This window comes from Ottowia sp. VDI28 (assembly GCF_049532675.1).
Taxonomy (GTDB): Bacteria; Pseudomonadota; Gammaproteobacteria; order Burkholderiales; family Burkholderiaceae_C; genus Ottowia.
This window is the reverse complement of the sequence record NZ_CP149820.1, coordinates 6,170,662-6,185,864: the sequence shown is the minus strand read 5'-3', so window position 1 is coordinate 6,185,864 and position 15,203 is coordinate 6,170,662. Positions and strand designations below refer to the sequence as shown.

Genomic DNA, 15,203 nt, shown 5'->3' with positions numbered 1-15,203 from the left:
GCTCATCCTTCCTTGGTGGGGGTGGCGGGCTGAACTGGCGGCTGTACCTTGGCCTCCTTGGGTTCAAGCGTTCCATCCCAGGCCATCGGCACCCCGAAGAACAGCGGCTCGAAGCCTTTCCATTGCAGCACGTCCACGGGGCCCGCAGCCGCATAGCGTTCGGAGTACACCTTCTTCAGCGCCTCCTGAGTGGGCTCATCGAGCTGTTGGGTGACCTGCACCGGCTCGCCATACTTGCGCAGCGTGACCTGAATGAGGCCCAGCTTGAGCTCGGGGCTCAAGGACTCGTAGGCCAGCCGCATGTTGTTCACCACCACCGGATCAGGCTGGCCGCCAGGGATGCAGCGCCAGTAGGGCGTATTGGTCGCCTTGCCGACCAGCTCCAGCACGCTCAGATCGACCAGGGTGCGAATGGCCGAATGCCGGCCCTGCAGGTATTTGCCCTCCAGCTTGAAGCCGAAGGCGTCGCCGTAGAAGCCGATGCTGGCGTTGTCCTCGGAGCTGAAGTTCAGCACCTTGATGGCGTTCGAGGCCTGAATGCGCGGCACCATCTGCTGGGTGGAGAAACTCACCAGGTTCAGATCCAGGGCCAGCGCCGAGAAGATGGCCGTACGCTTGACGTCGGCACCCAGTTCCGTCTTGCCATTGCCGCCGCCGAATCCGATGCCCACGGAGTTGGAGCGCCCGGCACCGGCGATAGCCCGGTCAAACTCGGTCAAGGCGCCGGTGATCAGAAAATCAGGCATCGTCACGCCGAACTTGGCCCCCAGCTGCGCCTGCGACACCAGGTAGTCCGGATGGTAGGGCACATAGACGACACGCGCTCCGATGCGGTTCACCGCGGTGCGGACCATCTCGGTGATGTCCCCGGGGATTTCCGCGCCCACCAGCGGATTCGACAGGTTGGTCGCATCCATGATGTTGCGCGTCTGCATGTAGATGACGGGGTCGCCTTCCTTGTAGATGTCGAGCATCTGGCCGAACCGCAGGAGCGACTCGGCGTAGGGGCTCAGATTGGAGACAGGGCGCAGCTTGTCGGCCTCCCGCTCCACCATCAGTTTGTTCACATCATTGAATGTGTTCTCGGTCGTCGCACATCCCACCAACGAGGCCGCGGCCAAGGCCAGTGCCACCCTCCGGAAAAATGTTCTGTTCATATTGGTTCAATTGAAATAAGGGCTTCCCAAAATGCAGCGTCATTCCCGCCTGTGACCAGGGGGAATGACGGGCATCAGGACCGAATGGCTTTTTCTCAGCGCGAGTTGAGTACAGTGATGTTCTCCACCCCCCGGCCTTCGACGAACAACGTGACACTGCCGTTCACGTTGCCCTGGATGACCGGGCTCGCGATGCGCAGGGTTCCATCCGCGCCGCGCGTCACGTTCGAGTAATCCGTACGGATGACGATGTTCTGCTGGTTGTCCGGCAGCTTCAGCGTGCCATCGGGCTGCACGAGCGCGCTCTGGTCCACCAAGGAATTCGATGCCAGGGCATGATTCACGCGCGCCTTGGCGCTCACCGACGGAAACACGCCGTCATTGAGCTGCACGCCGGATTGCGCCATGTCCTTGTATTTGGACATCTGTTCGCCGTAGTTCACCATCTGTGCCTGGGCACTCAAGCCGCATACGGCCAGTGCGGCGCCAAGCCCCAAAGAGCGGATGGAAGCGGATAGAGGGGGATGATTTTTCATCGCAGGGCCGTTCCCAAGATGAAAAAGTACCCCCTTGGGGGGCAGCGGAACACACGAAGTGTGAGAAGCGTGGGGGTCATTTTTCATGGCCTTTACCTTTTCAATTGCTGATGACGTTGAATGCAGGGACTACCGTGACGGAGTTGTTCACCACGCCTATGGATGGAGTGCTGTACGTGTAGCCGGCGTTGGCGGCATAGGCTGAGTTGCCCGCTACCCCGGCGGAGCCGACGATGGCTCCGCCCAGGTTGCGCACGCTGCCCGACGTGATGCCGGCCGCGGCGGCCGTCCGGTTGCCGACGATAGCCACCGTTCCGCTGATCACGCCATGGTTGATGACTGAGTTGGAAGTGCCCCCGGCCATCGAGCGGCCGTTGTTGCCGGCGATCACCACGTTGCCGGTCATGATTCCCCGATTGACGAGCGAGTTCACAGTGCCGCCCATGGTGGCGCTTCCGCGGTTGGCCGCAATCAGTACCCGGCCGCTCAACTGGCCGCTGTTGTCCACGCTGTTGACCGTGCCGCCGCCCGTGGCGGAGCCGTTGTTGCCGAGCAGTGCGATCTGCGCCCCGGAGATGCTGCCGGAGTTCTTCACGCTGTTGACCACGCCGCCCCGGCTGGTGCTGCCCTTGTTGCCGGTGATGGTGATCTGGCTGCTTCTGATGGAGCCATCGCCCGTGATGCTGTTGACGGTGCCGCCCCCATTGGCGCTTCCGTGGTTGCCGAGAATGGCCAGTTGCGAGCCGGCGATGCTGCCGCCCACGCGCACGCTGTCGACCGTACCCTCGTTTGCGGAGCCGCTGTTGCCCAGAATGGTGATGCTGCTGCCCGAGATCCGTCCCTTGCCGGCCACGCTGTTGATCACGCCGCCACGGCTTGCCATCCCTTGGTTGCCGATCACCGACACCTGGCTGCCGCGTAGGCTGCCTTCCACGTCGACGCTGTTGGCGGTGCCGCCGTTCGCGCTGCCGCGGTTGACGGCCACGGAGACGGAAGATTCCGCGATGCGGCCCCCTTGCGGCTGCGCACGCTGTTGGCGAGCGCATCGTCATCGGAGGCCTGTGCGCTGCCCTGGTTGCCCACCATCTGGACAGAGGCGTTCTCCAGGCTTCCATCGGCATGCACGCTGTTCGCCAGCGCCGTCTTGCCATCTTCGGCGCGCGCCTGGCCGGCGGTGTTGGTGACCAGGGTGGCCGTCAGGCGCTCCATGCGGCCTTCATCGCCTTGGGTGATGCTGTTGGCGGCGGCCAGGCCTTCTGTCGCGCTCACGTCGCTGGCGGTGTTTCCGATCAGCTGGAGGCTGGCCATGCGCATGGCGGAGAGCACCTGAACGGTGTTGGCATTGGCCTGTCCCACGCCTTTGCCGAAGGCCGCGAAACCGGCCACGGTGCCTTCATCGCCCTCGCTGTGCAGGTTGGCGGCCGTGTTGCCGAAGATGCTGGCCGTGCTGTTTTCAAGGCTGCCGCGGCCGTTGAGGGCCACGGCGTTGGCGTTGATGCGGCCGCCCTGCGCGTTCAATTGGCGAGCCGTGTTGCCCATGATCTGCAGCGGGGTGTTCGTCAGCCGGTTGGCCTCCGAGCCATCAAGATACAGGCTGTTGGCCGCCAGCACGCCATTGCTCTTGGAGCCCACGCCGGCCACCTGCGAAGAGCCGCCCGATGCACGGATATCGTGGCCCTGGTTGCTGAGGATCGTGACCGGGCTGTTCTGAATGCGCGCGCCGCGGTAGGCCGCCAGCGCATTGACGAGCGCCGTGCCGCCGTCGACATGCACGTCGCGCGCCTGGTTCATGCCGATGAGCCAACCGGACGACGCGTCGATCATGGCGTTGTCATGCAGCACCAGGGCGTTGGCGGCCGCCCGCGCGCGGCTGTCGCTGCGTGCCAGGCCGGCGGCCGCGGATGTGGATTTGGCGGCCGAACTCATGCTGCTCGCCGTGTTGTTCATCAGCGTTCCCGCAGCCGAGAGCTGAGAGCTTGCGCCGCCGCCATCTTCGAGCGAAACGCTGTTGGCCATCAGGATGCCGCCGCGCGCCGCCAGGTTGGACGCTTCGTTGAACGAGAACGTGAGGCTCTTCGCGTCCAGCTGGGAGCCTGTCACGGCCAGCGCGTTCGCCAGGGCCGCTGATTGCTGCCCCGCGGAATAGAGCAGGCCGCCGCCAGCCTGCGCGGCATAGCCGGTCGATTGCACCTGATCGGCCCGATTGTTCAGGAACGTCACGACCGATTGCTGGATGCGTCCCTCACTCACTGTGACCGAGTTGGCGGCCGCGAAGCCGCCCGTGCCGGTGATGCCGCGCCCTTCGTTGGACTGCAGGCTCAGCGTGGCCTGATCCAGCGTGGACTGGCGGTCGACCGCGACCGAGTTGCTGAGCGCGCGGCCATTGCGGTCCACCGAAGCCACGATGCCCGCGCCGATGGAGCCCGAGGCCCCCGTCGTGCGCACTTGTTCCGAACGGTTGTGCCCCAGCTGGATGGAGCCGCCCTGCACCGTGGCTTCGTCCAACCAGATGCTGTTGGCCGAAGCGGCGCCCCCTGTGGCCACCACATCGGTGGCCTCGTTATGGGCCAGCGAATGCAACGGTGCCTGCGCGAGCTGTCCTTTCTGCACCGAGATGGCGTTGGCCAGCGCCGACGCGGAAACCCGCACATCGGCCAGCGCGCCGCCCAGAATGCTGCCTTCACCTCCAAAGGCCTGCACGTTGCGGGCGGTGTTGCTGTACAGGCCGGCGTTGTAGCCAGCGCCGCCTGTGAGCTGATGCTCCGTGAAGCTGATGCTGTTGGCGAGCGCGCTGCCGCCTGTGGCGCTCATCTGCGTGGCCTTGTTGTTCGAGAGGCCCAACTGGGCGCCCTGAAGCTCGCTGGAAGTCACCGCCACCGTATTGGCCGCCGCCACGCCGGTGAGATCCACCTGGGCCAGCATGCCGCGGCCCAACCCTGTGCTGCCGCCGCCGGCGCGGATGTCCTTGGCCTCGTTTCCCGTGCTCCGGATCTGCGTTTGGCGCAGTTGGCTGCGGGCACCCGTCATCGCGTTGGCCAAGGCTGCGCCGCCCATGGAGACGATGCCGTCGGCCTTGTTCTCCATGAGGTCCGTCCGCGAATTGTCGACGTCCGTGGCATCCAGCAGCACGCTGTTGGCGGTGGCCCTGCCCGGCATCTGCAGCGATCCTGTTCCCAGCAATACCGATGCCTTGGCGCCGAACGCATCGATCTGCGATGCCCGGTTGTTCATCACGGTCAGCTGGCTGGACGTCATGGGCTTGCTGCCCGTGCCGCTGGCCGCGAGGATCATGTTCGCAGTGGCCGCGCCGCCCAACGCATTGACAAAGCCGGTGACCTCGTTTTTCAGCACCCGTGTCTGGGAGCTGCGCACGTTCATGGCGGCGATGCCGACGCCGTTGGCCTGCGCCGTGCCCGCCAGATCCACGCTCATTCCGATGTTGACCAGCGCGGACCCTTTTCCGCCGGAGGAGGTCACAGGGCCTTGCGACTTGTTGCCCTGTACCTGGATCTGCGAGTTGCCGTCGATTTTGGTGCCAGCGCTGTTCTTGTGCCAACCCAGGCCCGCCAACATGGATTCCTGGGCAGCCGCGTGCGGTGCCAGTGAAACCATGGCGGTGCCAAGCACGCTCAAGGCAAGCCAATGCGGTGATGACGTTCGCGTCTTGCGCACTCAAAATTCCTTAGATGAAGCCTGTGAATCCATGCCTTTTGCAGACGACTGTCTGTAGGAGCGGCTTTAGCCGGGGCGTCTAGCCGCGAACCGGGTGTTCCCCCAAAGCCGTTTCTGCAGACCGATGCTTTGCAACTGGTCAGGAATGAAAGCGAAAGCGGTTCCGCCCGGAGACGGGCGGAACCAGCCATGCGGAAGCTCCTGGACCCCTTTCGCATGGGCCGTGGTACTGCGCCAAGCCGCTTAGTTGATGTTCACGGTGTTGACGTTGGCGGTGCCGCCGATGGCCTGGATGTTCTTGGCTTCGTTGTCCAGCAGCATGATTTCCGAATCGGTGACCTTGGAGCCGGTGATGTTCACACTGTTGACGTTGGCCACGCCTTCCATCGACACCTCGGCCACCTTGATGCCCACCTTGCCGCCACCGGCCGTCACGTCAGACGCCTTGTTGCCGGACAGGATGATCTTGCTGCGGGTGATTTCGGAGCCTGCCGAGCCTTTGCCAGAGAGCAGGCCGGGAATCGTCACGTTGCCGCTTTGGGCAAATGCCGTGCCACAGGTCAGCGCCAGAACGGCAGCAGCGGCGGTAGCAATTTTTCGCATATTCATGTTCCTTCGAGATAGGGGATTGATTTGAATTGCAGCCTCACGCGGCTAGCGGGTGCATTCTCATCACTAACTCTACAAAGGAACGTAAAGAAAAGTTCAAGGGATTCTCTGAAATATGGCCGTCATAAATTCAATTGATCCAGTCTATCCTTGAAGCTTTGCTTTTATTTTGATAGCGAAAGGTGGGAAATTCTTGTCAAGAAACGAACAAAAATCTTACGTGGAGAATCATTTGAAATTAAATGAGAGATTTTAAAGCGACTGGTAACAAACAGGTCTTTAACTTTGTTGAATCTCCGTTTTCGAGAAATCATATGATTAAGGATGATAATTTATCTTCTTCTCCGTATGGGAAGTTTTCATCATATTTTCATGAAAATGATTTACTCATCTTTGAATATCGGGCTATTTATTACAGCTGCATTAATGCTGGCTTCTTGCTCTCCAGCGCCCTCTGGAGGGCAGAACATCACTTACCCCAGCGACGAACAAATCACCGCCGCGCTGGACGCCCAGCTCGCCAGCGACCCCAACAGCGCCGCGGCACGCGAGCTGATCCAGACACTGGGGGGCGAGAAGGGCAAGCTGCGGTATTCGATCCATCAAGTGATTTACAGGGAAAGCGCCTATGAGGTTCATTACGACGCCGTGCTCGTGATGGGACAGCCTGGCGAGCAGAGCCTGCAAGCCCTTTATGCGCGCATGATTCCCGAGGAGGAAAGGGCCAAGTTGCCGGATACCGCACTGGCCACCTATTCAGAGTGGCTCAAGAATCATGCGGAAACGCTTCAGAAGAGCCCTGACCAGAAGGCACAGGGTCAGGCTTTGGGCAACACCCTGGCGGCACTGGGTGAGTGCTACGGTGGGGTCAAGCCTGGGGCGGAAGTGGTGGTGATGAAGGGGCTTGGGGCGCAGTTGCTGCCGGAGCGCAAAGGGCTTTATGCGGAGAAGCTCGCGATGCCGAATGCAGTGGTGCGGTGTTTGCCGATATGATCAAAAAGCCCGCCCTGCGTGATGCAGGGCGGGCTTTTTGTCAGGCCTATGTCGGCTCTCGTCAGGCTTCTGCCAGGAGCTTCTCGATCAGTTGGTGCAACTCGTCGAAATTGGGCGCACCCACGTAGCGTTTCACGATTTCGCCCTTCTTGTTGACGATGTAGGTCGTGGGCGTGAGCTTGACTTCACCCCAGGCCTTGGCCACGTCACCGGTGTTGTCGATAGCCACCTTGAAAGGCAGCTTGCGCGTTTCGGCGAAATTCACCACGTAGCTCGGCGGGTCGTAGCTCATGGCGACCGCCATGGTTTCGTAGCCGCGAGACTTGTATTTGTCGTAAGTGGCGATCACCTGGGGCATTTCCGCCACACAGGTCGTGCAGCTGGTGGCCCAGAAGTTCACCAGCGTCACTTTGCCCCGCAGGTCTTGCGTGGTGGTACGGCTGCCGTCGAGCAGGACGAAAGTGGAAGTGGGCGCGGCTTCCTGCGCGCAGCCACCCAACACCAGCAGCGCGGCCGTGGCCCCGCTGAGCAGGAGAGAGCGAAAAGCGATTTTCATGGCAATAGCCCGTATTGTAGAAACTTGCGGCGCATCGTGCAGGGATGCCCAGCCATAGACCCGCTTTTCGCCCGCAAGTTCAGTGATTTGTCATGCAGGATCAAGCGAGCATTCATGCCCGCATATCTACCTCAAATCACCTGCTGCTTACGCAACTGCTGCATGCGCTCCTGATCGCAATTCAGCAGGTCCCGCAGCACTTCCTCGGTATGCTGCCCCAGCAGCGGAGGGGCATGTCGGTCCGCACAGGGGTCTTTTCCAGTTTCAGTGGGCTGCTGACCAGGGGCAGGTCAGCCCGCAGGGGGTGCTTCCAGCGCGTGACCATGCCGCGCTCCTGGATATGAGGGTCATCGAACACCTCGGCGAGGTTGTTGATGGCGCCGCAGGGCACCTTCGCGGCCTCGAGCGCGGCCAGCCAATCGGCCTTGGCCCGCGTTTTCATGATGTCCACCAGCAATGGCACCAGTTCGGCGCGGTGCAGCACGCGGTCGCGGTTCTTGACATACCGCGGATCGGCGGCCAGATCAGGCCGGCCGGCCACCTGGCAGAACTTGGCGTACTGGCTGTCGTTGCCCACCGCCAGGATGATGTGGTCGAGGCTGCCGTCGGGCTTGGGGGCCACTTCAAACACCTGGTAGGGCACGATGTTCTGGTGCGCATTGCCCATGCGGCCCGGCACCTTGCCACTGACCAGGTAGTTCGCCCCCAGGTTGGCCAGCATGGCGGTCTGGGCGTCCAGCAGGGCCATGTCGAGGTATTGGCCTTCGCCGGTGCGCTCCGCATGCCGCAACGCGGCCAGGATGCCCACGGTGGCATACATGCCGGTGAACAGATCGGCCACCGCCACGCCCACCTTCTGCGGACCGCCGCCCAGGTCGTCCCGCTCGCCAGTCACGCTCATCAGCCCGCCCATGCCTTGTATGGCGTAGTCGTATCCGGCACGCTCCGCATAGGGGCCGGTCTGGCCGAAGCCGGTGAGGCTGCAGTACACCAAGCGCGGGTTGAGGGTTTTCAGGGTGCCGTAGTCAAGGCCGTAGCGAGCCATGTCGCCGACCTTGAAGTTCTCGATGAAAACATCGCAATGCCGGGCCAGTTCGCGGATCAGCGCCTGCCCTTCAGGCTTGGCGATGTCGCAGGTGACCGAGCGCTTGTTGCGGTTGGCGCCCAGGTAGTAGGCGGCTTCTTGCGATTCCTGCCCATCGTCACCCACCAGGAAGGGAGGGCCCCATGTGCGTGTGTCGTCGCCGTTGCCGGGCCTTTCGATTTTGATGACGTCAGCGCCCAGGTCTGCCAAGGTTTGCGTGCACCAAGGACCAGCTAGAACGCGCGAGAGATCGAGAACGCGAATACCGTCGAGTGAGTTCATCCCGCCATTGTGGCCTGTTTTGATGGTTGGCCTCCTCACCGGTCTCATGAGCGCGTAAACCATTCAAGCGTGTTCAGCACCAGCCCAGGTATGTCAATTTCCGATCAGGAGATTCGAATTCAATATTTGTCAGATGGATGGGCGCTGACCACAATCCTTGAAAAAAGGAGACGACAACGCCGTGAAAACATCGAACATTCTTCGCTTTCTTTCTGTCTTGATGCTGTGGTGCAGCGGCTTCGCATCTGCACGCGATGTGGGGCCGGCCCGCTTTTTCAACATGCAGGAGATCCTGGACGAGGGCACGCTGAACACCCAGGTCACCAGCGACCAGGTCATGCCAAGCCGCTCGCGGCCTGGCAAAAGCGTGCGCGTGATCGAGTTGAAGTTCACCAGCCAGAACTGGTATGGGATGGTGTGGCGGCACCCTGCGCGCGTCTATGTACCTGACGGCTACAAGGGCAACGGGGATGCCGGGATCATCAGCACCGAGCGGAATTTCTTCGACGACCCGGATTGGCAACGCCGGACCATCCCAGGCACGCCGCTGCGCACCGAAGAGGCCTATGCCGAAGCCACGGCACTTGACCTTGGCATGCCCATCATGATCTTCAGCAACCCCGCCGAGGATTTCATGGGCATGAACGAGTCCGACCTCATGGGCTACGCGCTCAAGAAAATGGCGGAGACCGGCGACCTCGGCTGGTACGGCTATGTGCCCATCACCAGGGCCTATCTGCGCGCCATCACGTTGATGCATTCCCTGCCCGGCGTGAAAACGGAGCGCGCCGTGATCATGGGGTGTTCCAAGCGCGGCATGGCCGTGGCCATTGCTACCGGTGCGGGTGATGACCGGGTGGCAGGGGTCATGGCCACCTGTTTCTATGGGGGCAACAATTTCTACAGCCTGGCCAAGCGCTTTGCGGAATTCGGGCCGAACGAGCGCGGGCCGGCGCAAAAGCGCTCCGGGCCGGGCTTTCAGCCGGCGGAGGCGGTCCTGCGCGCCTACAACAACCCCTTGGGCTTTGACATGATGACGCACTTCGATCCCTACATGTGGCGTGATCGGATCAAGGCCAAGTTCCTGGTGGCCCTGGGCACCAACGATCAGTTCTATGCACTGGGGTCATCCAACAGCATGCTGAGCGAGATGTCGGGCGACAAGGCATTTCTGGCCGTGGACAACCTTCCTCACTCATGGGTGTCGGAAAAACACCTCGCCGCCTGGCGCATGTGGCTGGCCCATACCTTCCTGCAGCGCCCGCTGCCCCGCGTTGACGCCAAGGGCTCGCTCGAAGCCGATCATCTGAGCGTTCTCGCCAAGGTGGCAACGCCAACGTCATTGGCGGGTGTGCGGCTGTTCTATGCCTACAACCCGGTCGCCACCGACTGGCGCCGCGCGAAATGGGCCTCCGTGCCCATGACGCAGGGTGAGGGCGGCTACACGGCGCAACTGCCTCGCCGCGCGGGCCACAACCTGGCTTACTACGTCGAGGTGGAAGACACCGGTGCCGGCGGAACCGGCTACGTCAGCTCGTTGATGGAAAGCGCCAACTAAACGCGATGCCTGCGCCGCCAGCCGCCCAGAAGACCGAGCATGCCCGCCAGAGCGCCCAAGGCCAGCGTGCCCAGCGTGGGGACGGCCGTAGGTCTGGCTGGCGGAGGTGCCGAAACCAGAACGTCCACACTGACGGGCGGCGCTGCCGCATATGAAGCATCGCCCGCCTGATTGGCGAGCAGCGTGCAGGTACCTGGCCCCACGTAGGTGACCTGGTTGCCGCTGACAGTGCATATGCCGGCGGCACTGGTCGTGGAGAACACCATGGGCTGGGTGGACGGGCCGGCGGTGGCCGTCAGGGTGATCGGGGGGCCGTTTGCCACGGCCGTGGTGGCTGGTGCAAAGGCCGTGATGGCTTGATCGAGCTGAAGGATCAGGCCGCGCAAATCGTTCGGCGTGGAGCCCAGCACAGGGCCAAGCGTGCCGGCGGCGTCCACGGTCAGCAGTTGCGAAGAAATGTTGGACAGATAGAAACGACTTTGGCTTGGATTCCACACAGCCCCAAAAATCTCACCGGTTCCCATGGACGGAGACACGTTGGTGATGGGCGTATAGGGCGCGGTGGCCGGAAACCGCTCATGGATGACTGTGCCGTTGCCGGAAAAGTGATGGAACTCGCCGCTGACGGGGTTGTAGGCAATCACTTCGCCATCTGCACCATTGCCCAGCGAAACCGCCAGGGTCTTGGCGGCGGTGGCCTTGTCAATGGTGTAGAGCGTTTCGGGTACTGTGGCGCCGTCGCCGGTCACCCCGAACAACTGCCCATCGCTGCGAAAGGCGATGGACGCAAAATTGTCCCCCAGGTTGCCCACCTCGGTCCCCACGCCGGTGGCTAGATCGAGCGTGACCAGCAGACGTCCGCTCACCCCCGAAGCCCGCACGATGGCATAGGCTACGTGGGACGTGGGGTCCATGGCCAAGCCATTGGCACCCGTAATGGTGCGGCCCGGCACAGTGATGACCTGCGAGGCCAGCACTGATGCATCCGCAGGGTTCAGTGCATATAGCCCGAACGTGTCGCTTGATGCGCTGGTGTTGCTGAAAGGATTGACGGCATACAGGGTGGGCGCGGCCAACGCCACATGGGCCGCGGCCAAGGCAGCCATACCCAACAGACCGGCCAAAAGGTGAAAACGCATGGCAATCCTCGCAAACATAAGGTGCGAACGAATTGTTGCATTTGGCCCGGCGCCTACGCAAGCACCTGTGCCGGAAAGCGACAGTTCAGCTCTCGACAATCACCGGGTTGCGCAAGACACCTACGCGCTCCACCTCGACTTCCACGATATCGCCGCTGCGCATCCAGACGGGCGGTGTGCGGCGCGCGCCGACGCCCCCTGGAGTGCCTGTCACAATGACATCGCCCGGCTGGAGCGGCGCGACGGTGGATACGTAGGCAATCTGGCGAGCGATGCTGTGAATCAGCATGGCAGTCGTGGCTTGCTGCATGACGGCGCCATTCAGGCGTGTGGTCAGTGTCAGCTCGGTGCCGAAGGGAATTTCATCGGCTGTGACCAGCCAGGGGCCGAAGCCGCCTGTGCGCCAGAAGTTCTTGCCTGGTCCCCATTGCGAGGTGTGGCGCTGCCAGTCGCGAATGGTGGCGTCGTTGTAGCAGGCGTAGCCGGCCACATGCCGGCGTGCTTCAGCCTCGGGGATGCGCCTTCCGCCCCGGCCGATCACCACCGCGATTTCGCCTTCGAAATCAAGCTGCGAAGACTCCCGCGGCCGGACGATCGCCTGCTGGTGCGCGGCCTGGGAGTCTGCCACGCGCAAGAAAAACGTGGGTTGTTCAGTGAGTTCGCGCTGCGTTTCCTGCACGTGCTCGTGGTAGTTGAGGCCGCAGCACCAGATCTTGCCGGGATTTGGGATGACGGGAAGCAGCTCGATATCCTCCAGCGGCCTGAAAGGCGATTGGCCGGAGACCAGGGCTTGGGCTTCCGCGACGGCATCAGCCGCGAGCAAGGCCTTGAGGCTGGAGAACTGGCCGCCGAACGCGTCGGCGAGATCAACGACACCGCCGCCGGTGACCGCGCCGAAGGACGGGCGGCCGTCTTTCAAATAGCTTGCGAGTTTCATGATTTGCTTTCTGATGTATGGAGATGCCTGGGATCCCTGGCACTACCTGGCCGGGAGGAGCGTGGCGGCCAGCCAGTCGGCCACCAGGCAATTGCGTTCGAGCGCGTGGTTGTAGATGCAATGAACGCCTTCCGGCCAGTAAGCCAGGGTGGCATGCGTCGCGCCGCGCAGTTCGACGGCCCGACGGGCTTGCGCGTCGGGCACCAGCACGTCCTTGCCTCCCTGAACGCAAAGAAGATCCGCCCGCATGGAGCGTGCCGCCGCGGGCAGGCCGAGCGACGCATAGAACGCATTGACGTCACCGTCCGGGCCGAGCATGGCGCCGACGCGCCGGGTGGCGCGGGGGAAAGGGTCCGTGACCTCACGCTCCAGCACGCCGCCGTTGTTCACGCAAGCGCGGATCCGCTCGTCGGCGCTGGCCGCTGCCATGGCCAGGCTGCCTCCCATGCTGTGGCCGATGACGCCCATGCGGCGGGCATCAATGCCGGCTTCGCCCAGTGTGTCGATCGCCAGTGACACCAACTGAGTGAAATCCGTGCCGAGATAGGAGCCGCCTCGCAGCCGGGCGAGTCCTTGGCCGGGCAACTCGACAAGGCAGACGGCCAGCCCGCGTTCCAGAAACGAGGGCACGCTGCGCCAGAAGGCCTCGCACCAGCCATCCGCGCCTCCCCAGACCAGGACGCAGGGCGGTGGCGCATGCGCCACGGGCGGCTGTACCAGCCAGGCTTGATGGGCCGCATCACGGAAGGAAAGCACCATGGCGTGGGCGCTCAGCCCGGAGCAGGACACGCCATGCGCAAACGCAAGGGCCTGCCTTTCGTAAAGCGACAGGCGCCGAGGAGGATCCTCTTCGCATCCGGCCTGTGCCAAGCGCAGGCATGCCGCTGCGTGCAGGTAAAAGCTGGACGCGGAGGCCATCTGTCCAAGGCCGGATTGGATTTCGGCGCGCCGCAGATGGTCCGACGCCAGGTGCTCCAGGACGTCCGCCCATTCGGCACCGGCGCGAACGCGCGCATCCACGCGCAGCATGTCGTCCAAGGCCATCCCGTAGTCCACGGCACGGTCGAAACCATAGGCGCGCAGCATGGCTTCGCCGTGCGGTGACGGCTCGCCGCCAGACTGGCTTGCAGAGGCAGCCTCGCGCCACGAGTCTGTTGGAGTCATCCGCATCACGCGAACTCGGCTTCAACCTGAAGCAAGGCGCCCAAGCCATCCAGGGCAGCAGGCAGCGAGGCGGCTTCGGGGACCACCGCGTGCACGTACCGGTCGGGCCGCAGCATAATGGCAGGCGCGCCGTAGGGATCGAGCGCGCTGGCTTGTTCATCCGCGAGCTCGATGATTTTCAAGCCGGCACAAGACGCCATGGAGGCCCCCTGTTCCGGCTTCAGGAAGCCTTTGCGGATGATGAGGGCAAAGCGGTGCCCGACAAGATCGTCCAGGCGCTGGCCGTTGATCGTGGGCTGCGTGAACTGGCGGCCGATGCCCGCCTCTCCATGATGCGCGCTCAGGCCCGCACCCAGGTGAGGGCTGGGCGGCGCGTAGCTTTTCGGGTTGTCCCGCATGTCCCTCATGCGGGCCTGCACCTGCTGGGGGTCGTCCATCTGGATGAACCGGCCTGCCTCGATGGCGCCTAGCGTGAACTCCGTGACGTGCCGGGATCTTTCGCTGGTGTAGGTGTCGAGCAGGTTCTCCTGCGCCCGCCCTTGCAGCACGGCCGCGAGCTTCCAGCCGAGATTCGAGGCGTCCCGCATGCCCGCGCACATGCCTTGCCCGAGAAACGGGGGCATCCGGTGAGCGGCATCGCCGGCGATGAGCAGGCGGCCGGCGCGCCATTGCTTGGCCACCAGCGATTCGAACGTGTAGACCGCCACGCGGGTGATCTCGCCGTCTTCCCGCCGCATGGGGCGGACAGACTGTTCGATGAGGTTCCAGACGTTCTCATGCTGGAGCATGTCGTGGGTGCTTTCGCCCGGCAATACCATGAACTCCCAGCGCAGGCTTTGGCTCGAGCCGCTGGCGTACGCAGGACGCGCGGGATTGCAATGCTGGATGCTCACAGGCTCGAAGCCCATGTTCCTGGATGGCTTGACATTCACGACCAGCCACCGCTGCTTGAAGCCCAGGTCGGTGTGTTCGGTGCCGATCAGGCGGCGCACCAGCGAACGAGCGCCATCGCATCCGACGACGTAGCGGGCACGCAGCTCGATCAACTGATTGGAGACGGTGTCCTCGGCACGCACCGTGACGCCGCTGCCGTCCTGTTCCACTGCATAGACGTCGTGGAGAAGGAACTCCTGGAAGTTCGGTGCGCCACCGAGCTTCTTGCGCAACAGCTTCTCCAGCGTGGGCTGATAGAACATGTAGTCGCTGACCCAACCGTTGGGGCCGCGCGCGCCGCCGCGTTTCCATTCCATGAGGACTTTGCCGTCCGCGTCGACAAAGCGCATGCCCAGGGTCTGGCTGGTTTGCTGCTCGAACTCGTCGGCGATGCCAATGCTTTGCAGCACGCGCATGACCTCCGCATCAAGGTGGCCGGCCCGCGCCAGGTGGTAGACGCCGGATTCCTTTTCAAGCACGGCCACGCGTGCGCCTTGCTGCACCAGCAGGTTGGCGAGGGTGGCGCCAACAGGCCCATAGCCCACGATGACAACATCAAATTCTTGCGGCATGGTGTTCATTC

Annotated in this window: 12 protein-coding genes and 1 pseudogene; 2 read left to right on the top strand and 11 right to left on the bottom strand. The window is 63.0% G+C overall.

What is annotated here, in order from left to right:
• Positions 1-2 precede the first annotated feature (2 nt).
• The 5 genes from WJU18_RS29345 to WJU18_RS29325 all read right to left on the bottom strand — a co-directional run bounded on the left by WJU18_RS29345 (position 3) and on the right by WJU18_RS29325 (position 5,968).
• Positions 3-1,157 carry a hypothetical protein gene (locus tag WJU18_RS29345; protein WP_423457819.1) on the bottom strand — a complete coding sequence of 385 codons (1,155 nt, stop codon included), beginning with the start codon at positions 1,155-1,157 and terminating at the stop codon, positions 3-5.
• Positions 1,158-1,252: 95 nt separating this feature from the next.
• Positions 1,253-1,693 carry a hypothetical protein gene (locus WJU18_RS29340; RefSeq protein ID WP_423457818.1) on the bottom strand — a complete coding sequence of 147 codons (441 nt, stop codon included), beginning with the start codon at positions 1,691-1,693 and terminating at the stop codon, positions 1,253-1,255.
• A 100-nt stretch (positions 1,694-1,793) separates the two neighbouring features.
• A complete protein-coding gene (locus WJU18_RS29335) occupies positions 1,794-2,678 on the bottom strand; it encodes a hypothetical protein (protein ID WP_423457817.1) in 885 nt (294 codons plus the stop codon).
• Positions 2,591-5,365 (bottom strand): hypothetical protein, encoded by a 2,775-nt coding sequence (locus WJU18_RS29330; RefSeq protein ID WP_423457816.1) that lies wholly within the window; start codon positions 5,363-5,365, stop codon positions 2,591-2,593. The genes WJU18_RS29335 and WJU18_RS29330 overlap by 88 nt, the downstream gene beginning before the upstream one ends.
• Positions 5,366-5,608: 243 nt before the next feature.
• Complete coding sequence (locus WJU18_RS29325; protein ID WP_423457815.1) at positions 5,609-5,968, bottom strand: hypothetical protein; 360 nt, start codon at positions 5,966-5,968, stop codon at positions 5,609-5,611.
• A 330-nt stretch (positions 5,969-6,298) separates the two neighbouring features.
• On the opposite strand from WJU18_RS29325, the gene WJU18_RS29320 reads away from it, so the two are divergent.
• On the top strand, positions 6,299-6,967 hold the full coding sequence (locus WJU18_RS29320) for a hypothetical protein (protein WP_423457814.1): 669 nt from the start codon (positions 6,299-6,301) through the stop codon (positions 6,965-6,967).
• A 61-nt stretch (positions 6,968-7,028) separates the two neighbouring features.
• Here WJU18_RS29320 and WJU18_RS29315 read toward each other — a convergent pair whose 3' ends face one another.
• Positions 7,029-7,523 carry a TlpA disulfide reductase family protein gene (locus WJU18_RS29315; RefSeq protein WP_423457813.1) on the bottom strand — a complete coding sequence of 165 codons (495 nt, stop codon included), beginning with the start codon at positions 7,521-7,523 and terminating at the stop codon, positions 7,029-7,031.
• Positions 7,524-7,654: 131 nt separating this feature from the next.
• A pseudogene (locus tag WJU18_RS29310) lies at positions 7,655-8,889 on the bottom strand (CaiB/BaiF CoA transferase family protein).
• Between the two features lie 181 nt (positions 8,890-9,070).
• Between WJU18_RS29310 and WJU18_RS29305 the strand changes: the two are divergent.
• Entirely contained in the window at positions 9,071-10,447 is a 1,377-nt protein-coding gene (locus WJU18_RS29305; RefSeq protein ID WP_423457812.1) for a PhoPQ-activated protein PqaA family protein, read from the top strand.
• Here WJU18_RS29305 and WJU18_RS29300 read toward each other — a convergent pair.
• The 4 genes from WJU18_RS29300 to WJU18_RS29285 all read right to left on the bottom strand — a co-directional run bounded on the left by WJU18_RS29300 (position 10,444) and on the right by WJU18_RS29285 (position 15,192).
• Positions 10,444-11,586, bottom strand: a complete 1,143-nt coding sequence (locus WJU18_RS29300) for a hypothetical protein (protein WP_423457811.1) — start codon at positions 11,584-11,586, stop codon at positions 10,444-10,446. The genes WJU18_RS29305 and WJU18_RS29300 overlap by 4 nt on opposite strands.
• A gap of 85 nt (positions 11,587-11,671) precedes the next feature.
• Positions 11,672-12,523: a fumarylacetoacetate hydrolase family protein gene (locus WJU18_RS29295; protein ID WP_423457810.1), complete on the bottom strand. Its 852-nt coding sequence runs from the start codon at positions 12,521-12,523 to the stop codon at positions 11,672-11,674.
• A gap of 42 nt (positions 12,524-12,565) precedes the next feature.
• A complete protein-coding gene (locus WJU18_RS29290; RefSeq protein ID WP_423457809.1) occupies positions 12,566-13,687 on the bottom strand; it encodes an alpha/beta hydrolase family protein in 1,122 nt (373 codons plus the stop codon).
• A gap of 5 nt (positions 13,688-13,692) precedes the next feature.
• Complete coding sequence (locus WJU18_RS29285; RefSeq protein WP_423457808.1) at positions 13,693-15,192, bottom strand: bifunctional 3-(3-hydroxy-phenyl)propionate/3-hydroxycinnamic acid hydroxylase; 1,500 nt, start codon at positions 15,190-15,192, stop codon at positions 13,693-13,695.
• Between the last annotated feature and the right edge of the window lie 11 nt (positions 15,193-15,203).

Excerpts from the sequence above, each read along its gene's own strand:
- WJU18_RS29345 (WP_423457819.1), bottom strand. The coding sequence starts at position 1,157 with ATGAACAGAACATTTTTCCGGAGGGTGGCACTGGCCTTGGCCGCGGCC.
- WJU18_RS29340 (WP_423457818.1), bottom strand. The coding sequence starts at position 1,693 with ATGAAAAATCATCCCCCTCTATCCGCTTCCATCCGCTCTTTGGGGCTT.
- WJU18_RS29325 (WP_423457815.1), bottom strand. The coding sequence starts at position 5,968 with ATGCGAAAAATTGCTACCGCCGCTGCTGCCGTTCTGGCGCTGACCTGT.
- WJU18_RS29320 (WP_423457814.1), top strand. The coding sequence starts at position 6,299 with ATGATAATTTATCTTCTTCTCCGTATGGGAAGTTTTCATCATATTTTC.
- WJU18_RS29315 (WP_423457813.1), bottom strand. The coding sequence starts at position 7,523 with ATGAAAATCGCTTTTCGCTCTCTCCTGCTCAGCGGGGCCACGGCCGCG.
- WJU18_RS29300 (WP_423457811.1), bottom strand. The coding sequence starts at position 11,586 with ATGCGTTTTCACCTTTTGGCCGGTCTGTTGGGTATGGCTGCCTTGGCC.
- WJU18_RS29295 (WP_423457810.1), bottom strand. The coding sequence starts at position 12,523 with ATGAAACTCGCAAGCTATTTGAAAGACGGCCGCCCGTCCTTCGGCGCG.
- WJU18_RS29290 (WP_423457809.1), bottom strand. The coding sequence starts at position 13,687 with ATGACTCCAACAGACTCGTGGCGCGAGGCTGCCTCTGCAAGCCAGTCT.
- WJU18_RS29285 (WP_423457808.1), bottom strand. The coding sequence starts at position 15,192 with ATGCCGCAAGAATTTGATGTTGTCATCGTGGGCTATGGGCCTGTTGGC.